The organism is Enterococcus infantis (genome assembly GCF_049166715.1).
GTDB classification, from domain to species: domain Bacteria; phylum Bacillota; class Bacilli; order Lactobacillales; family Enterococcaceae; genus Enterococcus_C; species Enterococcus_C leclercqii.
Window position 1 is genome coordinate 183,107 of sequence record NZ_JBMHFB010000006.1, and the last position, 19,455, is coordinate 202,561.

Annotated in this window: 16 protein-coding genes and 1 pseudogene; 12 read left to right on the forward strand and 5 right to left on the reverse strand. The window is 42.9% G+C overall.

Going from position 1 to position 19,455, the window contains the following annotated elements:
* The first annotated feature begins 10 nt into the window (after positions 1 to 10).
* From copZ to ACOMA8_RS09030, 4 genes are all read left to right on the forward strand, one after another.
* On the forward strand, positions 11 to 220 hold the full coding sequence (gene copZ / locus ACOMA8_RS09015) for a copper chaperone CopZ (RefSeq protein ID WP_161900158.1): 210 nt from the start codon (positions 11 to 13) through the stop codon (positions 218 to 220).
* Positions 220 to 2,421 carry a heavy metal translocating P-type ATPase gene (locus tag ACOMA8_RS09020; protein WP_421370164.1) on the forward strand — a complete coding sequence of 734 codons (2,202 nt, stop codon included), beginning with the start codon at positions 220 to 222 and terminating at the stop codon, positions 2,419 to 2,421. Before copZ ends, ACOMA8_RS09020 begins: the two co-directional genes overlap by 1 nt.
* 88 nt (positions 2,422 to 2,509) lie before the next feature.
* Positions 2,510 to 4,738 (forward strand): heavy metal translocating P-type ATPase, encoded by a 2,229-nt coding sequence (locus tag ACOMA8_RS09025; RefSeq protein ID WP_421370166.1) that lies wholly within the window; start codon positions 2,510 to 2,512, stop codon positions 4,736 to 4,738.
* A 315-nt stretch (positions 4,739 to 5,053) separates the two neighbouring features.
* Positions 5,054 to 5,569 (forward strand): type II toxin-antitoxin system Phd/YefM family antitoxin, encoded by a 516-nt coding sequence (locus ACOMA8_RS09030; protein ID WP_161900156.1) that lies wholly within the window; start codon positions 5,054 to 5,056, stop codon positions 5,567 to 5,569.
* Between the two features lie 586 nt (positions 5,570 to 6,155).
* Here the strand turns inward: ACOMA8_RS09030 and ACOMA8_RS09035 are convergent.
* From ACOMA8_RS09035 to ACOMA8_RS09045, 3 genes are all read right to left on the reverse strand, one after another.
* Entirely contained in the window at positions 6,156 to 6,761 is a 606-nt protein-coding gene (locus ACOMA8_RS09035) for a TetR/AcrR family transcriptional regulator (protein WP_421370168.1), read from the reverse strand.
* A 16-nt stretch (positions 6,762 to 6,777) separates the two neighbouring features.
* A complete protein-coding gene (locus tag ACOMA8_RS09040; protein ID WP_421370170.1) occupies positions 6,778 to 7,968 on the reverse strand; it encodes an MFS transporter in 1,191 nt (396 codons plus the stop codon).
* Between the two features lie 509 nt (positions 7,969 to 8,477).
* Positions 8,478 to 8,870, reverse strand: coding sequence for a hypothetical protein (locus ACOMA8_RS09045; protein ID WP_161900153.1), 393 nt, complete (start codon positions 8,868 to 8,870; stop codon positions 8,478 to 8,480).
* Positions 8,871 to 9,064: 194 nt separating this feature from the next.
* On the opposite strand from ACOMA8_RS09045, the pseudogene ACOMA8_RS09050 reads away from it, so the two are divergent.
* Both ACOMA8_RS09050 and ACOMA8_RS09055 read left to right on the forward strand, forming a co-directional pair.
* A pseudogene (locus ACOMA8_RS09050) lies at positions 9,065 to 9,831 on the forward strand (epoxyqueuosine reductase QueH).
* Positions 9,832 to 10,022: 191 nt separating this feature from the next.
* Positions 10,023 to 11,195 (forward strand): pyridoxal phosphate-dependent aminotransferase, encoded by a 1,173-nt coding sequence (locus ACOMA8_RS09055; protein ID WP_161900152.1) that lies wholly within the window; start codon positions 10,023 to 10,025, stop codon positions 11,193 to 11,195.
* A 378-nt stretch (positions 11,196 to 11,573) separates the two neighbouring features.
* On the opposite strand, the gene ACOMA8_RS09060 is transcribed toward ACOMA8_RS09055, so the two are convergent.
* Positions 11,574 to 11,777 carry a hypothetical protein gene (locus ACOMA8_RS09060; RefSeq protein ID WP_202622213.1) on the reverse strand — a complete coding sequence of 68 codons (204 nt, stop codon included), beginning with the start codon at positions 11,775 to 11,777 and terminating at the stop codon, positions 11,574 to 11,576.
* Positions 11,778 to 11,948: 171 nt separating this feature from the next.
* Here ACOMA8_RS09060 and ACOMA8_RS09065 point away from each other — a divergent pair, with 171 nt between their 5' ends.
* The 6 genes from ACOMA8_RS09065 to ACOMA8_RS09090 all read left to right on the forward strand — a co-directional run bounded on the left by ACOMA8_RS09065 (position 11,949) and on the right by ACOMA8_RS09090 (position 18,347).
* The gene (locus ACOMA8_RS09065; RefSeq protein WP_421370173.1) at positions 11,949 to 12,635 is read left to right on the forward strand and encodes a response regulator transcription factor; all 687 of its coding nucleotides are present in this window, start codon (positions 11,949 to 11,951) and stop codon (positions 12,633 to 12,635) included.
* Positions 12,635 to 13,618 (forward strand): sensor histidine kinase, encoded by a 984-nt coding sequence (locus ACOMA8_RS09070; protein ID WP_421370175.1) that lies wholly within the window; start codon positions 12,635 to 12,637, stop codon positions 13,616 to 13,618. The genes ACOMA8_RS09065 and ACOMA8_RS09070 overlap by 1 nt, the downstream gene beginning before the upstream one ends.
* A 373-nt stretch (positions 13,619 to 13,991) precedes the next feature.
* A complete protein-coding gene (locus ACOMA8_RS09075) occupies positions 13,992 to 14,762 on the forward strand; it encodes an ABC transporter ATP-binding protein (protein WP_421370177.1) in 771 nt (256 codons plus the stop codon).
* Positions 14,737 to 16,818 carry an ABC transporter permease gene (locus tag ACOMA8_RS09080; RefSeq protein WP_421370179.1) on the forward strand — a complete coding sequence of 694 codons (2,082 nt, stop codon included), beginning with the start codon at positions 14,737 to 14,739 and terminating at the stop codon, positions 16,816 to 16,818. Before ACOMA8_RS09075 ends, ACOMA8_RS09080 begins: the two co-directional genes overlap by 26 nt.
* A gap of 56 nt (positions 16,819 to 16,874) precedes the next feature.
* Entirely contained in the window at positions 16,875 to 17,009 is a 135-nt protein-coding gene (locus ACOMA8_RS09085; RefSeq protein WP_421370181.1) for a hypothetical protein, read from the forward strand.
* Positions 17,010 to 17,465: 456 nt separating this feature from the next.
* Positions 17,466 to 18,347 carry a phosphate ABC transporter substrate-binding protein PstS family protein gene (locus ACOMA8_RS09090; RefSeq protein ID WP_421370241.1) on the forward strand — a complete coding sequence of 294 codons (882 nt, stop codon included), beginning with the start codon at positions 17,466 to 17,468 and terminating at the stop codon, positions 18,345 to 18,347.
* Positions 18,348 to 18,725: 378 nt separating this feature from the next.
* Here the strand turns inward: ACOMA8_RS09090 and ACOMA8_RS09095 are convergent, their stop codons facing one another.
* Positions 18,726 to 19,370 carry an SDR family oxidoreductase gene (locus tag ACOMA8_RS09095; protein WP_421370183.1) on the reverse strand — a complete coding sequence of 215 codons (645 nt, stop codon included), beginning with the start codon at positions 19,368 to 19,370 and terminating at the stop codon, positions 18,726 to 18,728.
* Between the last annotated feature and the right edge of the window lie 85 nt (positions 19,371 to 19,455).

The window sequence follows — 19,455 nt, forward strand, 5'->3', positions numbered from 1 at the left end:
GGAATTTATTATGAAACAAACATTTTCAATCAAAGGCATGAGCTGCCAACACTGTGTAGCTCGAGTAGAAAACGGCATCAATGAATTGCCGGGAATCCAAAAAGTGAAAATCAATTTAAAAAAAGAAAACGGCGTCGTCAAATTTGATGATAGCCAGGTTTCTGCAGCTCAAATCGCGACAAAAGTCACAGAAGCCGGCTATCCTGCTGAGGTGATCTGATGACTCAGGCACAGACAGCAGGTGAAGAAACGCAAACACAGAGCTTTGTGATTACCGGCATGACTTGCGCCAACTGTTCAGCCCGTGTAGAAAAGGAACTGAATCAACAGCCGGGGGTTCTTTCTGCGAATGTCAATCTGGCGACAGAAAAAGCAACTGTTTCTTATACCGATTTGACGGCTGAGGAGCTGATTGCTTGTGTGGAGCAAATCGGCTATGGGGCCATCTTGGACGATGAAAACCATCAGAAGCAAGTGGCAGAAGAAAAAGCCCGCCATTTACGGAATATGAAGCGGGATTTGATTGTCAGTGCTATTTTGGTAGCTCCATTGATGATTGCTATGCTGCTGATGATGGCAGGTGTTCATCAGCCACTGGTTATGTTCTTTCATGAACCATGGGTACAGCTGGTGTTGGTGACACCGATTCAGTTTGTGGTGGGGATGCGCTTTTATAAGGGTGCCTATCACGCGATTAAAACCAAAGCACCAAACATGGATGTGCTAGTGGCAATGGGGACCACGGCGGCCTATCTGTTGAGTGTCTACAATGGCTTTTTTGCTGGTAAACCCCATGAACTTTATTTTGAATCCAGCGGCATGATTATTACTTTGATTCTGTTGGGAAAATACTTGGAGACTTTGGCTAAGACGAAAACTTCTAATGCAATCAAGCAATTGATGGGGCTCCAGGCAAAAACTGCCAGCGTTTTGCAGGCGGATGGCAGCAGTGTTGAGCTGCCATTAGAACAAGTTACCGTTGGCATGCAGCTACTCGTGCGGCCCGGAGAACAAATTCCAGTAGATGCTGCGATTCTTGATGGTCGAACATCTGTCGACGAAAGTATGCTGACAGGAGAGAGCTTACCTGTTGAAAAAAGTGTCGGTGATACGATTTTCGGCGGTACGGTAAATACAACGGGTACAATCAAGATCAAGGCGCTGAAGGTCGGTAACGAAACCGTGCTGGCCCGGATTATTCGCATGGTAGAGGATGCGCAAGGATCAAAAGCTCCTATCCAACAAATTGCCGACAAGATTTCCGGAATTTTTGTACCAGTAGTGTTGATTGCAGCTCTTGTGACACTGATAGCTACCGGTTTGATTGTCGGGAATTGGCAGGTGGCATTGATTCACAGTGTGGCAGTTTTGGTTATTGCTTGTCCTTGTGCCCTTGGATTGGCTACTCCCACAGCCATCATGGTAGGGACTGGGCTTGGTGCCAAAAACGGTATCCTGATCAAAGGTGGTCAGGCGCTGGAGACGGCTTCACATATTTCCAGTGTCATTTTGGATAAAACCGGTACCATCACTGTCGGAAAACCAGTCGTGACTGATTTACAGCTGAGTGATCCCCATCTTCTGGGAGTAATTGCCAGCTTGGAAAATCAGTCAGAGCACCCATTGGCACAGGCGATTATCGCGTATGCTGAGGAACAGGGGACCGCTTTACAAGAAGTCGGCAATTTTGCGGCAGTTCCTGGTTTTGGGATCACTGGACAGGTTGCAGGTGTGAACTATCGCTTAGGTACACGGAATTTTGTGAAAGATGCTGCAGAAATTTCAGCTTATGATGGGGCAATCAGTCGTTGGGCAGAAGAAGGCAAAACACTGATGCTTTTAGCGGATGAGCACAGTGTCTTGGGGGCCATTGCTGTTGCTGATCAGATTAAAGAGACCTCAAAAGCAGCTATTGCTCAGTTGCAGCAGTCCGGTGTTGCAGTCTACATGTTGACCGGTGACAATGCCAAAGCAGCGCAATATATTGGCAAACAAGTAGGAATTCCAACAGGCCATATTTTTGCGGAAGTTCTACCTGAAGACAAATCGGAAAAAGTGGCACTGTTGAAAGCAAAAGGTGAAGTCGTCGGCATGGTGGGGGATGGAATCAATGATGCACCTGCCTTGGCTCTGGCGGATATCGGAATTGCTATGGGAAATGGCACGGATATCGCCATGGAAACCGCGGATGTTACCTTGATTCACAGTGATTTGACTTATGTTGGCAAGATGATCGAGCTGTCGCAGGCGACGATTCGTAAAATCAAACAGAACTTGTTCTGGGCCTTTATCTACAACACCATTGGTATTCCTTTTGCCGCGTTAGGCTTTTTGAATCCGATTGTTGCGGGTGGTGCAATGGCTTTCAGTTCAGTCAGCGTATTGTTGAATTCTCTCAGCTTGAATCGCAAGAAACTTTGATGTTGAAAAATTCATTTTGTGGGAGAAATGCTCACAAAATGAATTTTTTTTACTTAAATGATACGATTGGATAAAGGAAGTTATCTAAATGAAGGGTGTGAATAAAATGTCCGATAGTAAAAAACAAAATCCATTAGGAAATGACTCACGGGATTCTCAAATGAACCATCAAGAGATGTCCAAGATGGATCATAGTCAGATGGATCATAGTCAGATGGATCACAATCAAATGAATCACCAAGATATGAGTGAAATGGATCACAGTCAGATGAATCATCAAGATATGAGTGGGATGGATCATCAAATGATGGGCCATGATATGAGTCACATGGGCCACGACATGGGGGGGATGGATCATTCCATGCATATGGGAAACTTTAAGCAGAAGTTTTGGCTTTCCCTGGTGCTGGCGATTCCGATTATTGTATTGTCTCCGATGATGGGAATTAAACTGCCATTTCAATTTACCTTCCCAGGTTCGGATTGGATTGTTTTGATCTTGGCGACAGTCCTCTTCTTCTATGGAGGGCAGCCGTTTTTGAGTGGTGCCAAGATGGAGTTGAAACAAAAGAGTCCTGCCATGATGACGCTGGTTGCAATGGGGATTTCCGTTTCGTACGTTTACAGTATCTATGCTTTTATTGCTAACCATTTTCTTCATGGCGAGCACGTCATGGACTTTTTCTGGGAATTGGCGACACTGATTGTCATTATGCTTTTAGGGCATTGGGTGGAGATGAATGCCATTTCTAATGCCAGCAATGCGGTACAAAAACTGGCGGAATTGTTGCCGGATAGCGTGACGCGCATCACTGCTGATGGCGGGGAAGAAAAAATTTCCTTGCAAGCTGTTAATGAGGGGGATCGTCTAATCGTCCGTGCCGGCGACAAAATGCCAACGGATGGTGTCATCGAAGACGGTGAAAGTACCGTAGACGAATCTGCTGTGACCGGCGAATCCCGTGGGGTCAAAAAGCAGGTGGGCGATAACGTCATTGGCGGCTCGGTGAACGGCAATGGCACGATTCGAATCAAAGTGACAGGCACTGGTGAAAACGGCTATTTGGCAAAAGTGATGGAAATGGTCCGCCGTGCCCAATCAGAAAAGTCTAAGTTGGAGGGATTGGCGGATAAAGTTGCAAAATGGCTCTTTTATGTTGCCCTTGCAGCCGGGATTACAGCTTTTGTTGTCTGGCTGATTGTCGGGGATTTGCCAACTGCGATGGATCGTATGGTGACGGTATTTGTAATTGCTTGTCCCCATGCGCTGGGATTGGCGATTCCATTGGTGATTGCTCGCTCCACTTCGATCGCTGCTAAAAATGGCTTGCTGCTGAAAAACCGCAATGCTTTGGAAAATGCCCATGACTTGGATATGGTGTTATTGGATAAAACCGGAACATTGACGGCCGGAACCTTTGCCGTGACCGGATTCGAAAATTTTTCTACCACTGAAAAAGATCAAACGCTGTTGTCTTGGATTGGTGCTTTGGAGTCTTCAGCAAACCACCCAATCGCTACTGGGATTATGAAATATTTGGAAGAGCAAAAAATACCCCCCGCTGCCGGCTCCAATGTGAAAAATATCGCCGGTGTCGGTCTTTCTGGTGAAGCAGACGGGCATCAGCTAAAGATCATCAATGAAAAGGAACTGACGCGTTTGTCAATAACCGTTCCTGCAAAAAAAGCAGCGAGCTATCAAGAACAGGGAAACACTATCAGCTATCTTCTGGTAGATGATCAGCTGGCAGCTTTGATTGCCTTAGGGGACCAGATTAAACCGGAAGCTAAGACGTTTATCGCAGCTCTTAAAACGCGTGGTATCGAGCCGGTGATGTTAACTGGGGATAATCAGCACGCCGCAGAAGCTGTTGCAAAATATCTGGGCTTGGATAACTTTTATGCTGAACTCCTCCCAGACGGAAAAGAAGCCATTGTTGCCAAGCTGACCAAAGAAGGCAACCGCGTGGCTATGGTTGGCGATGGAATCAATGACGCACCTAGCTTGGCTCGTGCCACGATTGGAATCGCGATTGGTGCCGGTACAGATGTTGCCATTGATTCAGCTGATGTGGTGTTGACGAATTCCAATCCGGAAGACATTCTGCACTTTCTCGATTTAGCAAAACAGACCCGCAGAAAAATGATCCAAAATCTCTGGTGGGGAGCCGGCTACAATATCTTCGCCATTCCGTTAGCCGCAGGTATTTTGGCCCCTATTGGAATTATCTTGAATCCGGCTGTCGGCGCGATTTTGATGTCATTGAGTACCATCATTGTTGCCATCAATGCGTTGACTTTGAAGATAAAAAAATAGCTGTCTTTCTGAGCTGTGACTGACTACAGTATTATAAGAAAAGTAACTTAAGCTGTCAGTGACACTGAGAAATCAGAAAGTAGAAGAGAGGCGGACAGTTCCATTTTTGGGGTTTCTATAAGCCATATCAACTTTAAGGAAGCAGACAAGCGTTCTTTTTAGCCGTGAGATTTTTCTCAGTTGGCTGTGGTGAAAAGGTCGGTTTATGATATAATGTGAACGTTGAATAAGACCGCGGCCTTTTAAAGAAAGGATCGCACTTGAGCCGGATACCTGTGTATTTCGGTATCTGCAGACATATTAGGAGTGACCAGAATGGAACTGAAAAAGTTGGAAGTGCCCACAACGTCGATCACTGAAGTTAAAAAATCACCGATGGATGTTTTTGATCAGGCTCGTCAAGCGGGAACCGCCGTCTATGTTTTTAATCGCGAAAAGGTCGCAGGGGTCATGCTGACACAGGAACAATATGAGAACCTCCTGCAAGAACTCCACAATCGACCAGAGCCAGAAGAAACTCAGATTGAAACAGTCGACGGACTAGACGACTTTTTGAATGTCATGAGAGAAGCATTGATCACCGGCTCAACTGTTTCAGCGAAAAACCTGGATGAACGAATGGTGGCTTTAGGATTTATTACTCGAAAGACCGGTTTTGGCGGGGTCGTGGATATGGTGAATGAATTGAAACAGACCGGCAAAATCGTCTATCAGCTAAGAAAGAAACACGAAGGTAAAAATGTGGTAGCAGAAGTGATTGGTGAACAGGATAATCAGACGACGATGTTTGATAAGCTGATTATCAAAAAGATCCATTTAAAAGAAGTTTGATAAGTAACCTAGGAGCTGCTGTGACAATAGTTGAGTCACCCTCCTCTGAAACGTATACGGTCAAACGTGAGACGCAACGAAAAGCTGACGATCTTCCATTAAAATCATTGGATGATCGTCAGCTTTTCATTGCTAAAAATTCCAAACATAGACTTTTCTAGATTTCATGAAGGAAAATCAGCGTCATTCGTTTTCTCTCTTTCCCTGTGTGGTCATGTTCTCTCTTTAGATTAAGACACAATGATTGTCACAAAATTCTTCATCCGTTTACTCTTTATTCACTATGATTACATATAGTATGATACTTACAAATCCAACAAGTGTCTGCTGACTTTTATCGTCATTTACATGAAAAAACTCCTTTCGATACGATGAGCGGTTGGTCGCCACTTACTAGTATTTCGAAAGGATTTTTTATAGCCAAAGCTATTTCATCCACGTATAGAAATGCCCAGTTGGCTTTTTTCGCAAGCTTTACGCCCGAAATTGACTAAAGTCATAAAAAATACACACTTAAACTTCACAGTAAAAGTGTGTATGGAAATCATATCTTCTGTTTTTGATTTTAAACTCTTCAGTAATTATTCTATTTACTAAACCATTCGGGATTTATTATATCGTTTAAAGCTTCTATTCCATCAGCACTTAAGAAAGGATACATTATACTCCAGGCTTGTATTAGAAAGTTATCTTCTGTGGTCTTTTTGAGAAGTCCAAACTGAACCCAATATATGCATGAGAGTAAAAGTGTATCTATCAGACGATTATATTCTCCGATGTACTGTTCTTCTTTTACTAGACCAGCTTCATTTAATACAAGGATTGTTTTCTCCAACAAAGACTGATTTTCATTGAGCGTTTCAAACTGCATATTTTGAATAGTTGATGATATTTCTGCAAATTGTGTGTAATGCCAAAAATAAAAAGCATTTTCCTGCACAGTTTTTTGCATATCCTCAAAGAAAAAATTTAGTTCTTCTAGAGTTTTCGGTGCATTTTTCACTCGTGTATTAGGTGTTTCAGTAAGGAGTGCTTCTATTATGTCTTCTTTCTTCTTGAAGTAATAAGTAAGATTTCCTTTGCTGATATTAAGCACATTAGCTATGTCTCTTGTTGAAACGTTATTGTACCCACGTTCGTTAAAAAGCTTCTTTGCTACACCTAATATTTCTTTTCGAGTATCATTTCTCATATATTTACCTCTGTTTTTATTTAGTTGAATAGTCTGCTATTTTAGTTTTTCCAAATAAAAGAACTATTAACAAAGCGATAGCTGGAAATACAGACATTAATAAAAACATTATACTATATCCAAAAGCCCCCGCAAGTGCTCCAGAAATTACGGCTCCCAAAGCAATACCAGCGTCTACTCCAAACAAGAAAGTCGATGTGGCTACACCTCGTCTTTCTGTTGACACAGAAGAGACCGCCATTGTTTGAAGCGTCCCCATAATTGTACCAATCCCCAGGCCTCCAAAAATTCCCGCGAGACAAAACATAGTAATATTTGTAGAGAGAGAAATAATAATCAGCGTCATTACGACTCCTAATAAAGATAATATAGATGGTAAGTAAAATCCTACTTTATCAATAACTTTTCCAACAACTGGTCTGCTGATAATTGTAACAATAGCATATACTGTAAAATAGAGAGAAATATTTTGAACACCTTGAGCTTGTCCATGAAGAGCAATAAAAGTTGTTACTGATCCAAATGCACAGTTAACAAGAAGCATAAGACCAGATGGCAGCAAGGCTTTTCTGTCAAACATATTAGTAAAGCTGAATTTTTGCTTATGAGCGACTTTGGTTTGTTTTGGGTAATGTTCATAGAATGATAGGAATATTGCTAAAATGGTACATCCACTAGCAATGATAATTACAGGTAACATTCCAATATTTTGAACAATTGCAATAGCAAGAGCCGGTGCTACGGCTACCGCAAGAGAAGAGGTAAGGGCGAAATAGCCGATGCCTTCAGCAAATCGCTTTTTTGGGATGACATCTGAGGCAATGGTTGATGTTGATGTTGAGCTAAGTCCCCAACCAATTCCATGTAATAAACGGATTGCTAAAATCACACCCACAATAGGGAAAACAGCATAAGCAATTGTGCTGGCCGCCATTATTCCGATACCAGATATAAGTATTGCTTTAAATCCGAATTTGTCTAAGAGTATGCCAGTAAAGGCTCTGATGATCAAAGCAGAAGCAGTAGCAAAAGTAGTAACAAGTCCGGTTAGGAAGTCTGCTCCTCCCAAGGAAGTGACGTACAAGGGCATGGCTATACTTATCATGTTGAACCCGGTAAATATAGCCATGTTTATTATCGCAATAAGTATAAAATCTCGTGTCCATATTTTACTGCTAGATTCTAATGATGATTTGTATTTTTCCATTGAAAATACCTCCTAAATATATCTATAGCCTATCGTATAATGGTTTTAGTACGATAGGGCTATTATAGCCCTATCGTACTAAAAAGGTCAATCAGATAGTGGCGGATTATTTCCAAATACAATCACTACTAACCGTGATACAGGCTATGGGAAGTGTGACTTAAGTAATTTCCAAGTACTAAACAGCGTATGTTTAACTACAATGAAAAGGATACGGATGAGGAAAATTTGTGACATTCTTGATGCCTTAGTCCAAAGAGAGAACACTGCCATTCCTGTAAAGAAAAAAAGTGAAGGGCGCTGACTTGACTTGGCTTGATGAAATCTAGGAAAGCCTACAGTTGAAATTTTTAGCAATGAAAAGCCGACGATCTTCCAATGATTTAATGGAAGATCGTCGGCTTTTGGAATCTCATGTTTGGTGTTCTTCGGTTTGTTGGCTGGTGACCCAACTATTATCACAGCTCCTATAGTCTGATTGGGTCCGGTTTTTCCTATGATTGCAACAATCAGCGGCCGTTTTTATGAACACTGATTTTTCGATCGTCTTTGGAGATCCTGATGTTCAAGAATGCGGCCCAAAAGATGCCGAACAGCTGCGGGATTAGATACAATAAGGAGAGCCCCAAAACTAACCAAGAAGGATTGAAGGGCTGGTAGTAAAAATGCCATTCAGGATGCTGATGTTGTAAGACAAGCGAAATCAAGGTACTGACGATATTGCCTAAAACCCACAGTCGTAGTTGACCTGAAGCTTTGAAATAAAAGCCCAGTAAAACGGCTAAAACCAGTGAAAAGAAAAAGCCCAGTACAGATTGAAAATATGTGTCCAGCCAAAGAGATAGGTAGACAAAAGGGATAATAGATAACATTAAAGGTAGCCGATATAGTTGCTTGTTCATAGAACACCTCCTGAATATATGTTATTTCATTTTCATTTTACGTTCATTTATCAAGGGAAACAATGCAACTGTACCGATTTCTTTTTTATATGAGATTTTTTTTAGTTGATTCTTTTAAAAATGAAAGATAACTGTTCTGATTTAACCGAGAACTGTTTCGGACATTCGGTTATAATAGATGGACGTTTAAAATCATGAAGCAGGAGGAACCCCAGAGCGAGATGAAAGCACTTGAAAAACAACCGTTAAAAACAAAAGTAAATTACGATAAATTGTTATTGGGATTAGTTGAAAATTGGCAGAATAAAAAACAGCGACCTAAGATTTTGATCCATAGTTGTTGTGCACCTTGCAGCACCTATACCCTGGAATTTTTGACGAGCTATGCCGACGTTACTATTTATTTTGCAAACTCGAATATCCATCCAAAAGCAGAATATCAAAGACGTTTATTGGTGCAACAGCAGTTTGTCGAAGACTTTAATAAACAAACGGGTCAACAAGTAGGCTTCATTGCTGCTGATTATAAACCAAATGAATTCGTTGCCTTAGTTCGTAGAAGCCAGCTTCAGGATGAGCCTGAAGCTGGCAAACGCTGCAGCGCCTGTTTTCAAATGAGACTGGACTTGGTGGCAGAAGCCGCGGTTGCGCTGGGGTTTGATTATTTTGGCAGTGCCTTGACGATTTCGCCAATGAAAGATGCCCAATTGATCAATGAGATTGGGCTGGATATCCAAAAGATATATGATGTAGCTTATCTGCCTTCCGATTTTAAAAAACGGGGGGTTATCAACGGTCGATTCAAATGTGCAAAGAATATGATATCTATCGCCAATGTTATTGTGGTTGTGTATTTGCCGCCAATCAACAAGGCATTGACCTCAAGAAAGTCAAAGAAGAGGCAGAAGCATCTTTGGCAGAAGTGGCAAATCAGCCTGAATCTGATCCCGTGGATGCTTAGTCCTTATTTTGATCGCAGTTATTTACAAAAGCCGGATAGAAAACGCTGCTTTGCGTTTTCTATCCGGCTTTTACTTTTTCGTTGAAGGAAATTGTGATAGGATGTAGGATAAACAAACGTCTGTTACGCTGTGAATAAAGCAGCCAGAGTGCCATTGGCGGCAAAACAGATTTTTTGAGAGGAGTTTTTCGATGACGAATATGAATGAACGTTTTAATAAGCAAGTCTATAAAATTGCGGTATCACTCATCCGACAATTTGATGAGCGTGTTTCCGGGATTGAAGGTATGTTGAAACTGACTTTGGGAGAGCCGGATTTCAATACGCCGGAGCATGTCAAAGAAGCTGGGCGTCAGGCGATTACCGACAATTTTAGTCATTATAGTGGCATGGCAGGCTTGACAGATGTTCGGGAAGCGGCTGCTTTTTTCATGAAGGAAAAATATGGTTTGACCTTTGATCCTCAAAAAGAAGTATTGGTGACCGTCGGGGCAACAGAAGCCATCTCTGCTTCATTGCTGGCAATGCTGGAAGCTGGCGACAAGGTGCTATTACCCGCACCAATTTATCCAGGCTATGAGCCGGTAATCACTCTGGCAGGCGCAAAACCAGTCTATATTGATACGACTGACAACGGGTTTGTATTGTCACCAGAGCGCTTGGAAGCTGCCTTGCAAGAACATGGCGAGCAGGTCAAAGCAGTTATTTTGAATTACCCCAGCAATCCTACAGGGGTAACTTATAATCGGCAGCAAGTGCAAGCAATCGCTGATGTTTTGCGAAACTATCCGGTATTTGTCATCAGTGATGAAGTGTACAGTGAGTTGAGTTACGATCAGACCCATGTCTCCATCGCAGAATTCTTGCCGGAACAAACAGTGATGATCAATGGCTTATCCAAATCCCACGCCATGACCGGCTGGCGGATTGGCTTTATTTTTGCGCCGGAACAGCTGACTGCTGAGATTATCAAAGTCCACCAATATCTGGTTACTGCTGCTTCAACAATTTCACAAAAAGCCGCGGTTCGTGCTTTGGTGGAGGGCTTGTATGATGCAGATGTGATGAAGGAAGAATACCGGCAACGTCGCGATTTTGTCTACGGAGAAATGACGCAGATGGGCTTTACGGTAGCCAAACCATCAGGCGCTTTTTACATCTTTGCCAAGATTCCAGAAGGCTTCAGCCAAGATTCGATGGCCTTTTGCATTGATTTGGCAGAAAAGAATAAATTGGCTGTTATTCCGGGAATCGCTTTTGGTCCGGAGGCAGAAGGCTATGTCCGTATCAGCTATGCAGCTGGCATGGAAACACTACAAGAAGCAATGAAGCGACTATCAGACTATCTGAATCGCCAACAATAGTCAGCAGACTTTTTTTGGTAGCTTGAAGAAGTGAAAGCGCGGTTAAACAGGCGGCAGCTATGACAGCGTCACAAATTGGCTGTGTACTGAGGGCAGAAATCACGCCGCCAAGTAACCGCTTTTTCATGATTTACAGCAGCTGCAGTATTGGAAAATGGTCGATTATTGAACTATTTTCATTCTGCCAGAATCGTGTTCTCGCTATGTTTTCACAGCTTATGAAACAATTTTGCTGTTATTTACGGAACTTATCCACAAAGGCGTATTTAGTAATCCATGCCTGTTTGTGCGCCTAAAAAAACCGAACCAAACGCATATTCCAACAACTGGGAAAGAATGTGCGGCTGATTCGGCTTTTTTTATGGTAGAAAACTTATTTTACTTATTCAAATAGGCGAATAAGCCAGCGATGGTTTTGTCACTGAGTTCGATTTCTTTTCCGTCCACCAAAGCTTTGGTCACGCGGTAATTGTCTTGCAAGTCAGGGACTTCTTTGTATTGGGCTGCGACAAAGTCACTGGCCTTGTCATAAGTTGCCACTGTTTCTTCGTCACCGATGGGAATGTAATGGATCTCTAACATAATCATGACCTTCTTTCTTTTTGATAGTCTCAGTATACGACTTTTTTTCGGATAAGGGTTGCCGGAGCACTTGCTGGATTGTGGGTTACCATCGTAGGTTAAGTTTGATAGAATTGAAGGTGACGTGGGGTTCACACAGGAGCAAAAATGTAGAGAAACGGGGCACAGTAAATGAAAATTTTTTTGATTGAAGACGATGCTGCCTTAGCAAAAGTGGTCAAAGAGGCGATTGCGAAATATGGCTTTACCGTCACTGCTGCCCAAGATTTTGCAGACTTGACAAAAGAGTTCGCCCAATTATTACCGGATTTGGTGCTGATGGATATTAATCTCCCCTATTTTGACGGGTTTTACTGGACCAGGGAATTGCGTAAACTTTCCAATGTGCCAATCATTTTTTTGTCCGCCCGAGATCATCCCATGGATCAGGTGATGGCGATGGAATACGGTGGGGATGATTATTTAGTGAAACCTTTTGCCAATGAAGTACTGATTGCCAAAATTAAAAGCCACTTACGACGAGCCTATGGTGAATATTCTGTTGCCGGTGAACGGATCTTCAACTATCGAGAGTTGCAATATTTTCCGGAGCGCTTTGAGATTCGTTATGGTCAAAAGCGTGAACTTCTAACCAAAAAAGAAGGGGAATTGATGGAGCTGTTGATCCAAAACGCGCCTACGATTGTGAAGCGAGAAACGTTTTTGATGAAATTATGGGACGATGAACGCTTTGTCGATGACAATACGTTGTCGGTAAACATGGGCAGGTTGCGAAAAAAGCTTGAAGATATGGGACTTGTAGGTAAAATTCACACGCTGAGAGGGCAAGGGTATCAGCTGGACTGGGGGGAAGAGTGATGAGGCTGTATTGGAAAACTCATCGATTGCAGTTTCTGCTGGTTTTTGGTGTTCAGCTGTTCATAGTTTTGATTTTAGGATTGGCAAAATGGGAGAATTGGCGTCTATTAAGTTATTTGCTTTTTTTGGGTTTGGTGCTTTTAAGCGGCTGCTTTTTCATTGACTATCTGCGAAAACGCCACTGGTACGATTTTCTATCCGGCAAGACCCGCACGATTTTGCCCGGAGATACCGATGGTGAGAGCCAAATTATCAGCTACAAAGTAAATGGACTATTGCAGCAACAAGAAGACCAGCTGATGCAAAGTACCCGTGCCCGGCAGCAGCAGATTACTTTTATGAATTTGTGGACCCACCAGATGAAGACGCCCATCAGTGTATTGGAAATGATGGCACAAGAAAACAAAATGGATTCCGTAGAGGTTTTGAAAGAAACCCAGCGACTGAAAAGTGGCTTGAATTTGGCTTTGAACGAAGCGCGCTTGAGCGATGGCTTTGGTGGGGACTTTGTTTTGCAACAACTCTCCTTAGCAACAATCGTCAACAAAACTGTGAACCAGCAGAAGAATTTCTTTATACAGCATCAAGTATTCCCTGAAGTCAGAATCCAGCCAGGTCTGCAAGTGATTTCTGATGAAAAGTGGCTGCAGTTTTTGATTGAGCAGCTGTTGATCAACAGTATCAAATACTCACTGCCACAAAAAAGCGTTTTGCTAGAAGGCGCGGTTTATGATGGCAGTGTTGTTTTGCGGATTATAGATCGCGGAATCGGTATTCCCGCGGGGGATCTGCCCCGGGTCAAAAGGCCTTTTTTTACTGGAGAAAATGGTCGTAAGCAAGGGGAAGCCACCGGAATGGGGCTCTATTTAGCAGATCGAGTAGCTTCTGAATTGGGTATTGATTTTGAAATCACTTCTGAGGTGGGAATTGGAACAACAGTGACATTGGTGTTTCCTGACAGGATAGTAGACGCCGCTGACTAAAACACAAATTCTATAGCGCAAAGATTGCAGCTATTAGCCGAAAGATTCCTCAAAGAATTGTCGACTTCCTTGTTAGAAGTTCGCAACATGAGGCATGTTTTTCGGCTTTTTTATCGTCAAAAAATCCGCTTTGGCTAGTTTTAATAAAAGCGCAGCTGTTTATAACTGGATATGAAAGGCTGGCTCTTTTACCAGTTGTCTTACGAAATTGTAAGAATCTCGTCAACTTAACAAATAGGTAAAAAGGCTGTCCCTTGATAGACTGGAGTCAAAGAATAACTCATCAACCAACAGGATATTGATTGCTCAGTTTCCTATTATCAACTAGAGAAATTCAATAGTTCTCAACAGTAAACTCAAGGAGGAAAGTGCCATGGCATTATTAGAAATCAAGCAGTTGGTGAAAAACTATGACGGCGAAGTTACCGTCGAAGTCTTACGAGGAATCGATTTAAAGATTCAAAAAGGGGAGTTTGTTGCCATTATGGGACCATCAGGTAGTGGCAAGACGACCTTATTGAATTGTGTCGCGACCCTCGATCAACCAACATCTGGCAGTATTGTATTGGAAGGAGAAAATCCTCATCAGTACAACAAGAATCGTTTGGCAGATTTTCGCCGGACCAAGTTGGGCTTTGTCTTTCAGAATTATAACTTGTTGGCGCCGCTAACGGTGATTGAAAACATCGTGTTGCCCTTGACATTGGATCGGGAAAAGCCCGCTGTAATGCTTAAAGAAGCCGAGCGTTTGATGGGGGAATTGGGGATCGCCCACCTGAGAAACAAGCGAATTTATCAGCTTTCCGGTGGGGAGGCACAGCGAGTGTCCATCTGTCGGGCATTGATTCATGACCCTAGTCTGATTTTGGCGGACGAGCCCACGGGAAATTTGGATTCCAAATCAGCCAATTCCGTGATGGAGCTCTTGACGACTATGAATAAAGAACGTCAAGTAACGACATTGATGGTAACTCACGATGCTTTTTCGGCAAGTTTTTGTAATCGAGTTATTTTTATCAAAGATGGCCGCTTTTATAATGAAATCTATTTAGGCGATGACCGAGAAGAATTTTATCAAAAAATATTGACTGTTTTGAGTCACTTGGGAGGGCGGTCTCATGAGCTTCTTCAAGCTGATTATTAATAACGTTCTCCGTTCTGCTCGTACCTATGGCAGCTATTTTTTAGCCAGTACGTTTTCGGTCTTCGTCTTTTTCACATTTGCCATGCTTACTTTCCATCCGCAAATGGCCAACGGAATTAACGGCTCCAGTGATAACGTAAGTCAACTGGCTAATCTGGGAATGGCTGCTAGTCAGGTGTTAATCGTTTTGCTGTCTATTGTGTTTTTGTGGTATTCCTTTTGGACATTTGTGAAAGCCCGCAAACGAGATTTAGGCATTTATTTGATGTTGGGAATGAAGCCTAAAGACTTGCGGAAAATTCTCTTTGGCGAAAATATGCTGCTGGGTGTCGCCTCCATATTTACTGGTGTCAGTTTGGGAGTCTTATTCACCAAAGTTATTTTGATCGTCATTCAGAATTTGCTGGGGATTACAACGGGCTTGGCTTTTTATTTTCCTGCAAAAGGGATTCTACTGACGATTAGCATTTTTCTTCTGCTGTATTTATTCATTAGTACGGTGATGACCTTTCGCATTGAGACTGAAAATCTTAACCAACTGGGAAAAAGCGATGAAACTCCGCAACCATTGCCGAAAACCCATCCTGTATTGGTGGTTCTGGCCTTTGTTGCTTTGGTAGCCGGCTACGGATCATTGTGGGCGTTTGTCCACAATATTAACGGCTATGCACTGACTTGGATTTTAGCTTGTGTTTTGCTGACGGTTTTTGCGACCTTCTTATTCTTTCATCAAGTGGTGGTCTATTTTTATAAATGGGCACAACACCGAGGTTCTTACTGGCAGGGGGAAAAGCTGCTGGGAATTGCAGAAGGCATTTATAAAGCCAAGGAAAATGCTACCATGTATGCGCTGATTGCCTGTACCGCTTCTGTCGCCTTGGTAGGAATCAGTGTAACCAGTGCGTTAGGCAGTTCTGAGACCGGTAGTCGCAATTCGGTTTCGGCAGCTTATGTTTTGGATGATTCTGTAGATAACGACGGGGATGGTCAAGCTTCTTTGGAAATGGGAGAAAAAATCGTTGATACCATCAAACAGGCGGGACACGAGGTGGTCTATGAAATCGCGGATACTTACCCGACCCAGTATTTTCCAAAAGGAATTGATGAAGAAGACGGTACCTATATGATTTACGCCATGAAAGCCAGTGATTACAATCGGGTAGCAAAAGCGCTGGGAGGACAAGAACTGCATCCGGCAGTCGATGAGTTGATTTCACCAGCTTCCAGTGCAGCGGAACAGACAGAAATCAAGAACAAATCGGCTGCTGAGCGTCAGGAATCCATGACAATTCTGACCCGCGGCAACCAGAAAAAGCAGCTCACAGTTACCCAGGTGCCGACCCGCTTTCGAATTGCCACCATGTATCGCTTTTTGGTAGCACCTGACGAATTGGTGGCTGACTTTGCAGTTCCAGAGGAATATTACGGGAAGACAAGGTTCCAGATTATCGATTTCAAGGAATGGCAATCAGATGAAGAAGTCAATCAAAAGATTTTGACCCTGTTAAACGAGCGCCAAGAGCAATTTACGTCTAGAATGAAGGAAATAGAAAGTGATGATACGCTTTCGACAAAAGCACGAGAAGCAGCCTATGAAAAGAATTTTTCAGAAAACTATATCAGCTATCAGTCTCGTTTCGAAGTGTGGCAAAGACAGCGGCAGGACAACGGCTTAATTTTGATGATTGGTGTTTTGTTGGGTGGCGTTTTCTTTATCTTTACCGCTTCAATTATGTATTTCCGCTTGTTTGGTGATCTGGACAAAGAAGGTCGGTACCATCGTAGTCTGTATCAAATCGGTCTTCAACCTAAGCAACGCCATCAAATTGTGACTAAGCAGATGATGGGGATGTTCTTTATTCCAATGATCGTGGCTACCTTGCATTCAGCAGTTGCCTACTGGGGAATCGTCCAATTGGCTTCTTTGAGTATTTGGCATTACTTTTTCATCATCATTGCCTGCTATGTCGCTTTGATGGCTGTCTTATTTTTGATCTGTCGTTGGCGTTATCTTGTCCACTTAGACAATCGCGCGGAAAACCCGCAAGCCTTTTAACAAGAAGCACTTCCTTTATGCTATGATTGACGCAACATAAAATAGGGGGGATTACGATGTTCATCGGTATGAATTTGTTGGTCAATTTGTTGTTTTTTGCACTGGGATTTGTGATTCTTTATTGGGTCATCCGTCTGGCGGTGCGAGATGCTTTGAAGGATGTGGAAGGACAGAAAAATTCGTTGAAGTAAAGCACGCAGGTCAAAGGACTGGCGGCTGGAAAACGGTCTATTCTATGAAAATAGCTATTAGAAAATAGCTGTGATTTTCCTTCGTGAAAGGAACAGGTCTTATCATACGTACAAAGGGTCGTCACCATTTGGCATGTGTGACAAATAACAGACAAGTAACTTCCGGTTCTTTAATGGAAGTTACTTGTCTGTTTACTGTGTCTCACGTTTTGAGTATTTTACTACTGGACAATTTACGAAATCTTTACAGGGCTTTATCCAAACTTTACATACTTTTGGCGATAGTTTTACATCCTGTTGCTAAACTGGGTTTGTAAGTTAAAGCGTACCACTGATACAGGTGCAACCATATTTTTACAATCTGGCAAGGAGCGTAAAAGGCAAATGGGAAATGGTTGCCGTGTCATCAAAGGTACTCGTTACAAAAAAGGAGAGAGCAAAGTGAAATTGAAAAAAATGGGTATGATCGTACTGGCCGCAGGATTGTTATTAGCCGGTTGTGGCAACAATGAAAGCAAAGCAGATACCAAAACCGGGGATACCGCTAGCAAGGGTGGCAAAGTGGAAATCTTAGCAGTTGGCTCAACAGCCTTACAGCCGCTGGTAGATGCTGCTCGTGAATCATTTGAACAAGAAAATACCAATTATCAAATCACCGTGCAAGGTGGTGGCAGCGGTACAGGGCTTTCACAAGTAGCTTCTGGTGCGGTACAGATTGGCAACTCGGATGTCTTTGCCGAAGAAAAAGAAGGGGTACCGGCGGCTGAATTAGTCGATCATAAAGTGGCTGTAGTAGGAATGGCACCGGTAGTCAACAAAGAAGCTGGCGTCAAAGAGTTGACCAAACAGCAGTTGGTAGCTATCTTCACCGGCAAGGTTAAAAATTGGAAAGAAGTCGGCGGCAAGGATCAAGAAATTGCCGTCATCAATCGAGCATCCGGCAGTGGTACCCGTGCGACTTTCGAAAAGTGGGCATTAGACGGAGCGGAATCTGTTCAATCACAGGAGCAGGATTCTTCAGGAACCGTGAAAAAAATTGTTGCAGAAACACCAGGGGCCATCAGTTATTTGGCATTGTCTTACTTGGATGATTCTCTTCAAAGCTTGTCGATTGATGGTGTGGCACCGACTGCAGAAAATATCGCCACCAATGATTGGAAAATCTGGTCTTATGAACACATGTATACCAAAGGCGAGCCAAGCGGTGATGTGAAGAAATTCTTAGATTACATGCTGGAAGATACGGTCCAAACAGGGCCTGTAAAAGATCTGGGCTACTTGTCGATTAAAGAAATGAAAGTTGAACGCGCAGCAGATGGCCAGGTCAAAAATCTTTAAGCTGCCATTGAAGACGCTGTGATAATAGTTGAGTCACCGTCCTGTGAACCGAACAATATCAAACGTGAGACCCCAAAAGCCGACGATCTTCCAATGATTTTAATGGAAGATTGTCGGCTTTTCACTGCTAAAAATTTCAAAGGCTGACTTTCCTTGACACGTATGGTCATGTTCTTTCTTCGGACTAAGACATCAAGATGGTCATAAATCTTTCCCATCCGTATATTTTTTATTAATTGTGGTTAAATATCCGCTATTTAGCACTTGGAAATTACGTAGGTCACATTTCCTTGCATGCGGCTCACCATTGGTAGTGCTGACTTCGCAGTAGGGTGACTAGATTTATTCGTTGTTAAAAATTCAAACGCTGATTATTGCTTAGCGATACCATTCCGGCTTGTCTCCAGCAGTGCCTGGTTTATCCACACCTAGGGAACTGCCGATGTGTAAAGCTGGGTCCGAAATGAGGTTTACAATCAAATCGGCAACACTTGCTCGTGAAACTTCAGTCCCTTTAAAAGGAGACCCTTTTTCTGTCAGCTCGTAATCAATTTCTTCTTTGTTGCTCAGCCAGGCTGGGCGAATGATTGTATAATCCAACCCCGATTCTTCAACGATTTTTGCCGCAGCAGCGTAAGTTTCCAGATAGCCGCCATCCAGCATCTGATGATTCCATTTCCCGTAGTTGCCAGGAACTTCATCGTAAATTCCCAAAGTTGAAATCCAGATCAAGCGTTTGACACCTGCTTGTTTCATAGCAGTAGTTACGACTTTTGCTTGGGTTTCGATAGTATCTCCTGCCAGATTGGCGTAGACGATGTCGCTTCCTGGTAAAACTTTTGCCAGGTCAGCAGGATTATCGGCACTTCCTTCGATGACGGTTGTTTGCGTCTTTGCGCTGTGCTCCATGCGAGAAGCGTGACGTAAAAATAAGGTCTGCTCTAGGTTTGGCACTTCTTTGGTTAGACGAGCCTCCACAATCTGGGCGATTTTTCCGTGAGCACCTAAAATTAAAATTTTCATGACAACTTCCTCCTTGTGATGAGACGAATGTTCTTCTTACGCATTGGTTATACAACTGAGAAGGTAGAAAATGAAACCATTTGAC

What these genes read in the sequence shown, in the direction of transcription:
- ACOMA8_RS09095 (WP_421370183.1), bottom strand. Translation starts at nt 19,370, where the DNA reads ATGAAAATTTTAATTTTAGGTGCTCACGGAAAAATCGCCCAGATTGTG.
- ACOMA8_RS09075 (WP_421370177.1), top strand. Translation starts at nt 13,992, where the DNA reads ATGGCATTATTAGAAATCAAGCAGTTGGTGAAAAACTATGACGGCGAA.
- ACOMA8_RS09080 (WP_421370179.1), top strand. Translation starts at nt 14,737, where the DNA reads ATGAGCTTCTTCAAGCTGATTATTAATAACGTTCTCCGTTCTGCTCGT.
- ACOMA8_RS09045 (WP_161900153.1), bottom strand. Translation starts at nt 8,870, where the DNA reads ATGAACAAGCAACTATATCGGCTACCTTTAATGTTATCTATTATCCCT.
- ACOMA8_RS09070 (WP_421370175.1), top strand. Translation starts at nt 12,635, where the DNA reads ATGAGGCTGTATTGGAAAACTCATCGATTGCAGTTTCTGCTGGTTTTT.
- copZ (WP_161900158.1), top strand. Translation starts at nt 11, where the DNA reads ATGAAACAAACATTTTCAATCAAAGGCATGAGCTGCCAACACTGTGTA.
- ACOMA8_RS09090 (WP_421370241.1), top strand. Translation starts at nt 17,466, where the DNA reads ATGGGTATGATCGTACTGGCCGCAGGATTGTTATTAGCCGGTTGTGGC.
- ACOMA8_RS09060 (WP_202622213.1), bottom strand. Translation starts at nt 11,777, where the DNA reads ATGTTAGAGATCCATTACATTCCCATCGGTGACGAAGAAACAGTGGCA.
- ACOMA8_RS09085 (WP_421370181.1), top strand. Translation starts at nt 16,875, where the DNA reads ATGTTCATCGGTATGAATTTGTTGGTCAATTTGTTGTTTTTTGCACTG.
- ACOMA8_RS09065 (WP_421370173.1), top strand. Translation starts at nt 11,949, where the DNA reads ATGAAAATTTTTTTGATTGAAGACGATGCTGCCTTAGCAAAAGTGGTC.
- ACOMA8_RS09055 (WP_161900152.1), top strand. Translation starts at nt 10,023, where the DNA reads ATGACGAATATGAATGAACGTTTTAATAAGCAAGTCTATAAAATTGCG.
- ACOMA8_RS09035 (WP_421370168.1), bottom strand. Translation starts at nt 6,761, where the DNA reads ATGAGAAATGATACTCGAAAAGAAATATTAGGTGTAGCAAAGAAGCTT.
- ACOMA8_RS09030 (WP_161900156.1), top strand. Translation starts at nt 5,054, where the DNA reads ATGGAACTGAAAAAGTTGGAAGTGCCCACAACGTCGATCACTGAAGTT.
- ACOMA8_RS09040 (WP_421370170.1), bottom strand. Translation starts at nt 7,968, where the DNA reads ATGGAAAAATACAAATCATCATTAGAATCTAGCAGTAAAATATGGACA.
- ACOMA8_RS09025 (WP_421370166.1), top strand. Translation starts at nt 2,510, where the DNA reads ATGAAGGGTGTGAATAAAATGTCCGATAGTAAAAAACAAAATCCATTA.
- ACOMA8_RS09020 (WP_421370164.1), top strand. Translation starts at nt 220, where the DNA reads ATGACTCAGGCACAGACAGCAGGTGAAGAAACGCAAACACAGAGCTTT.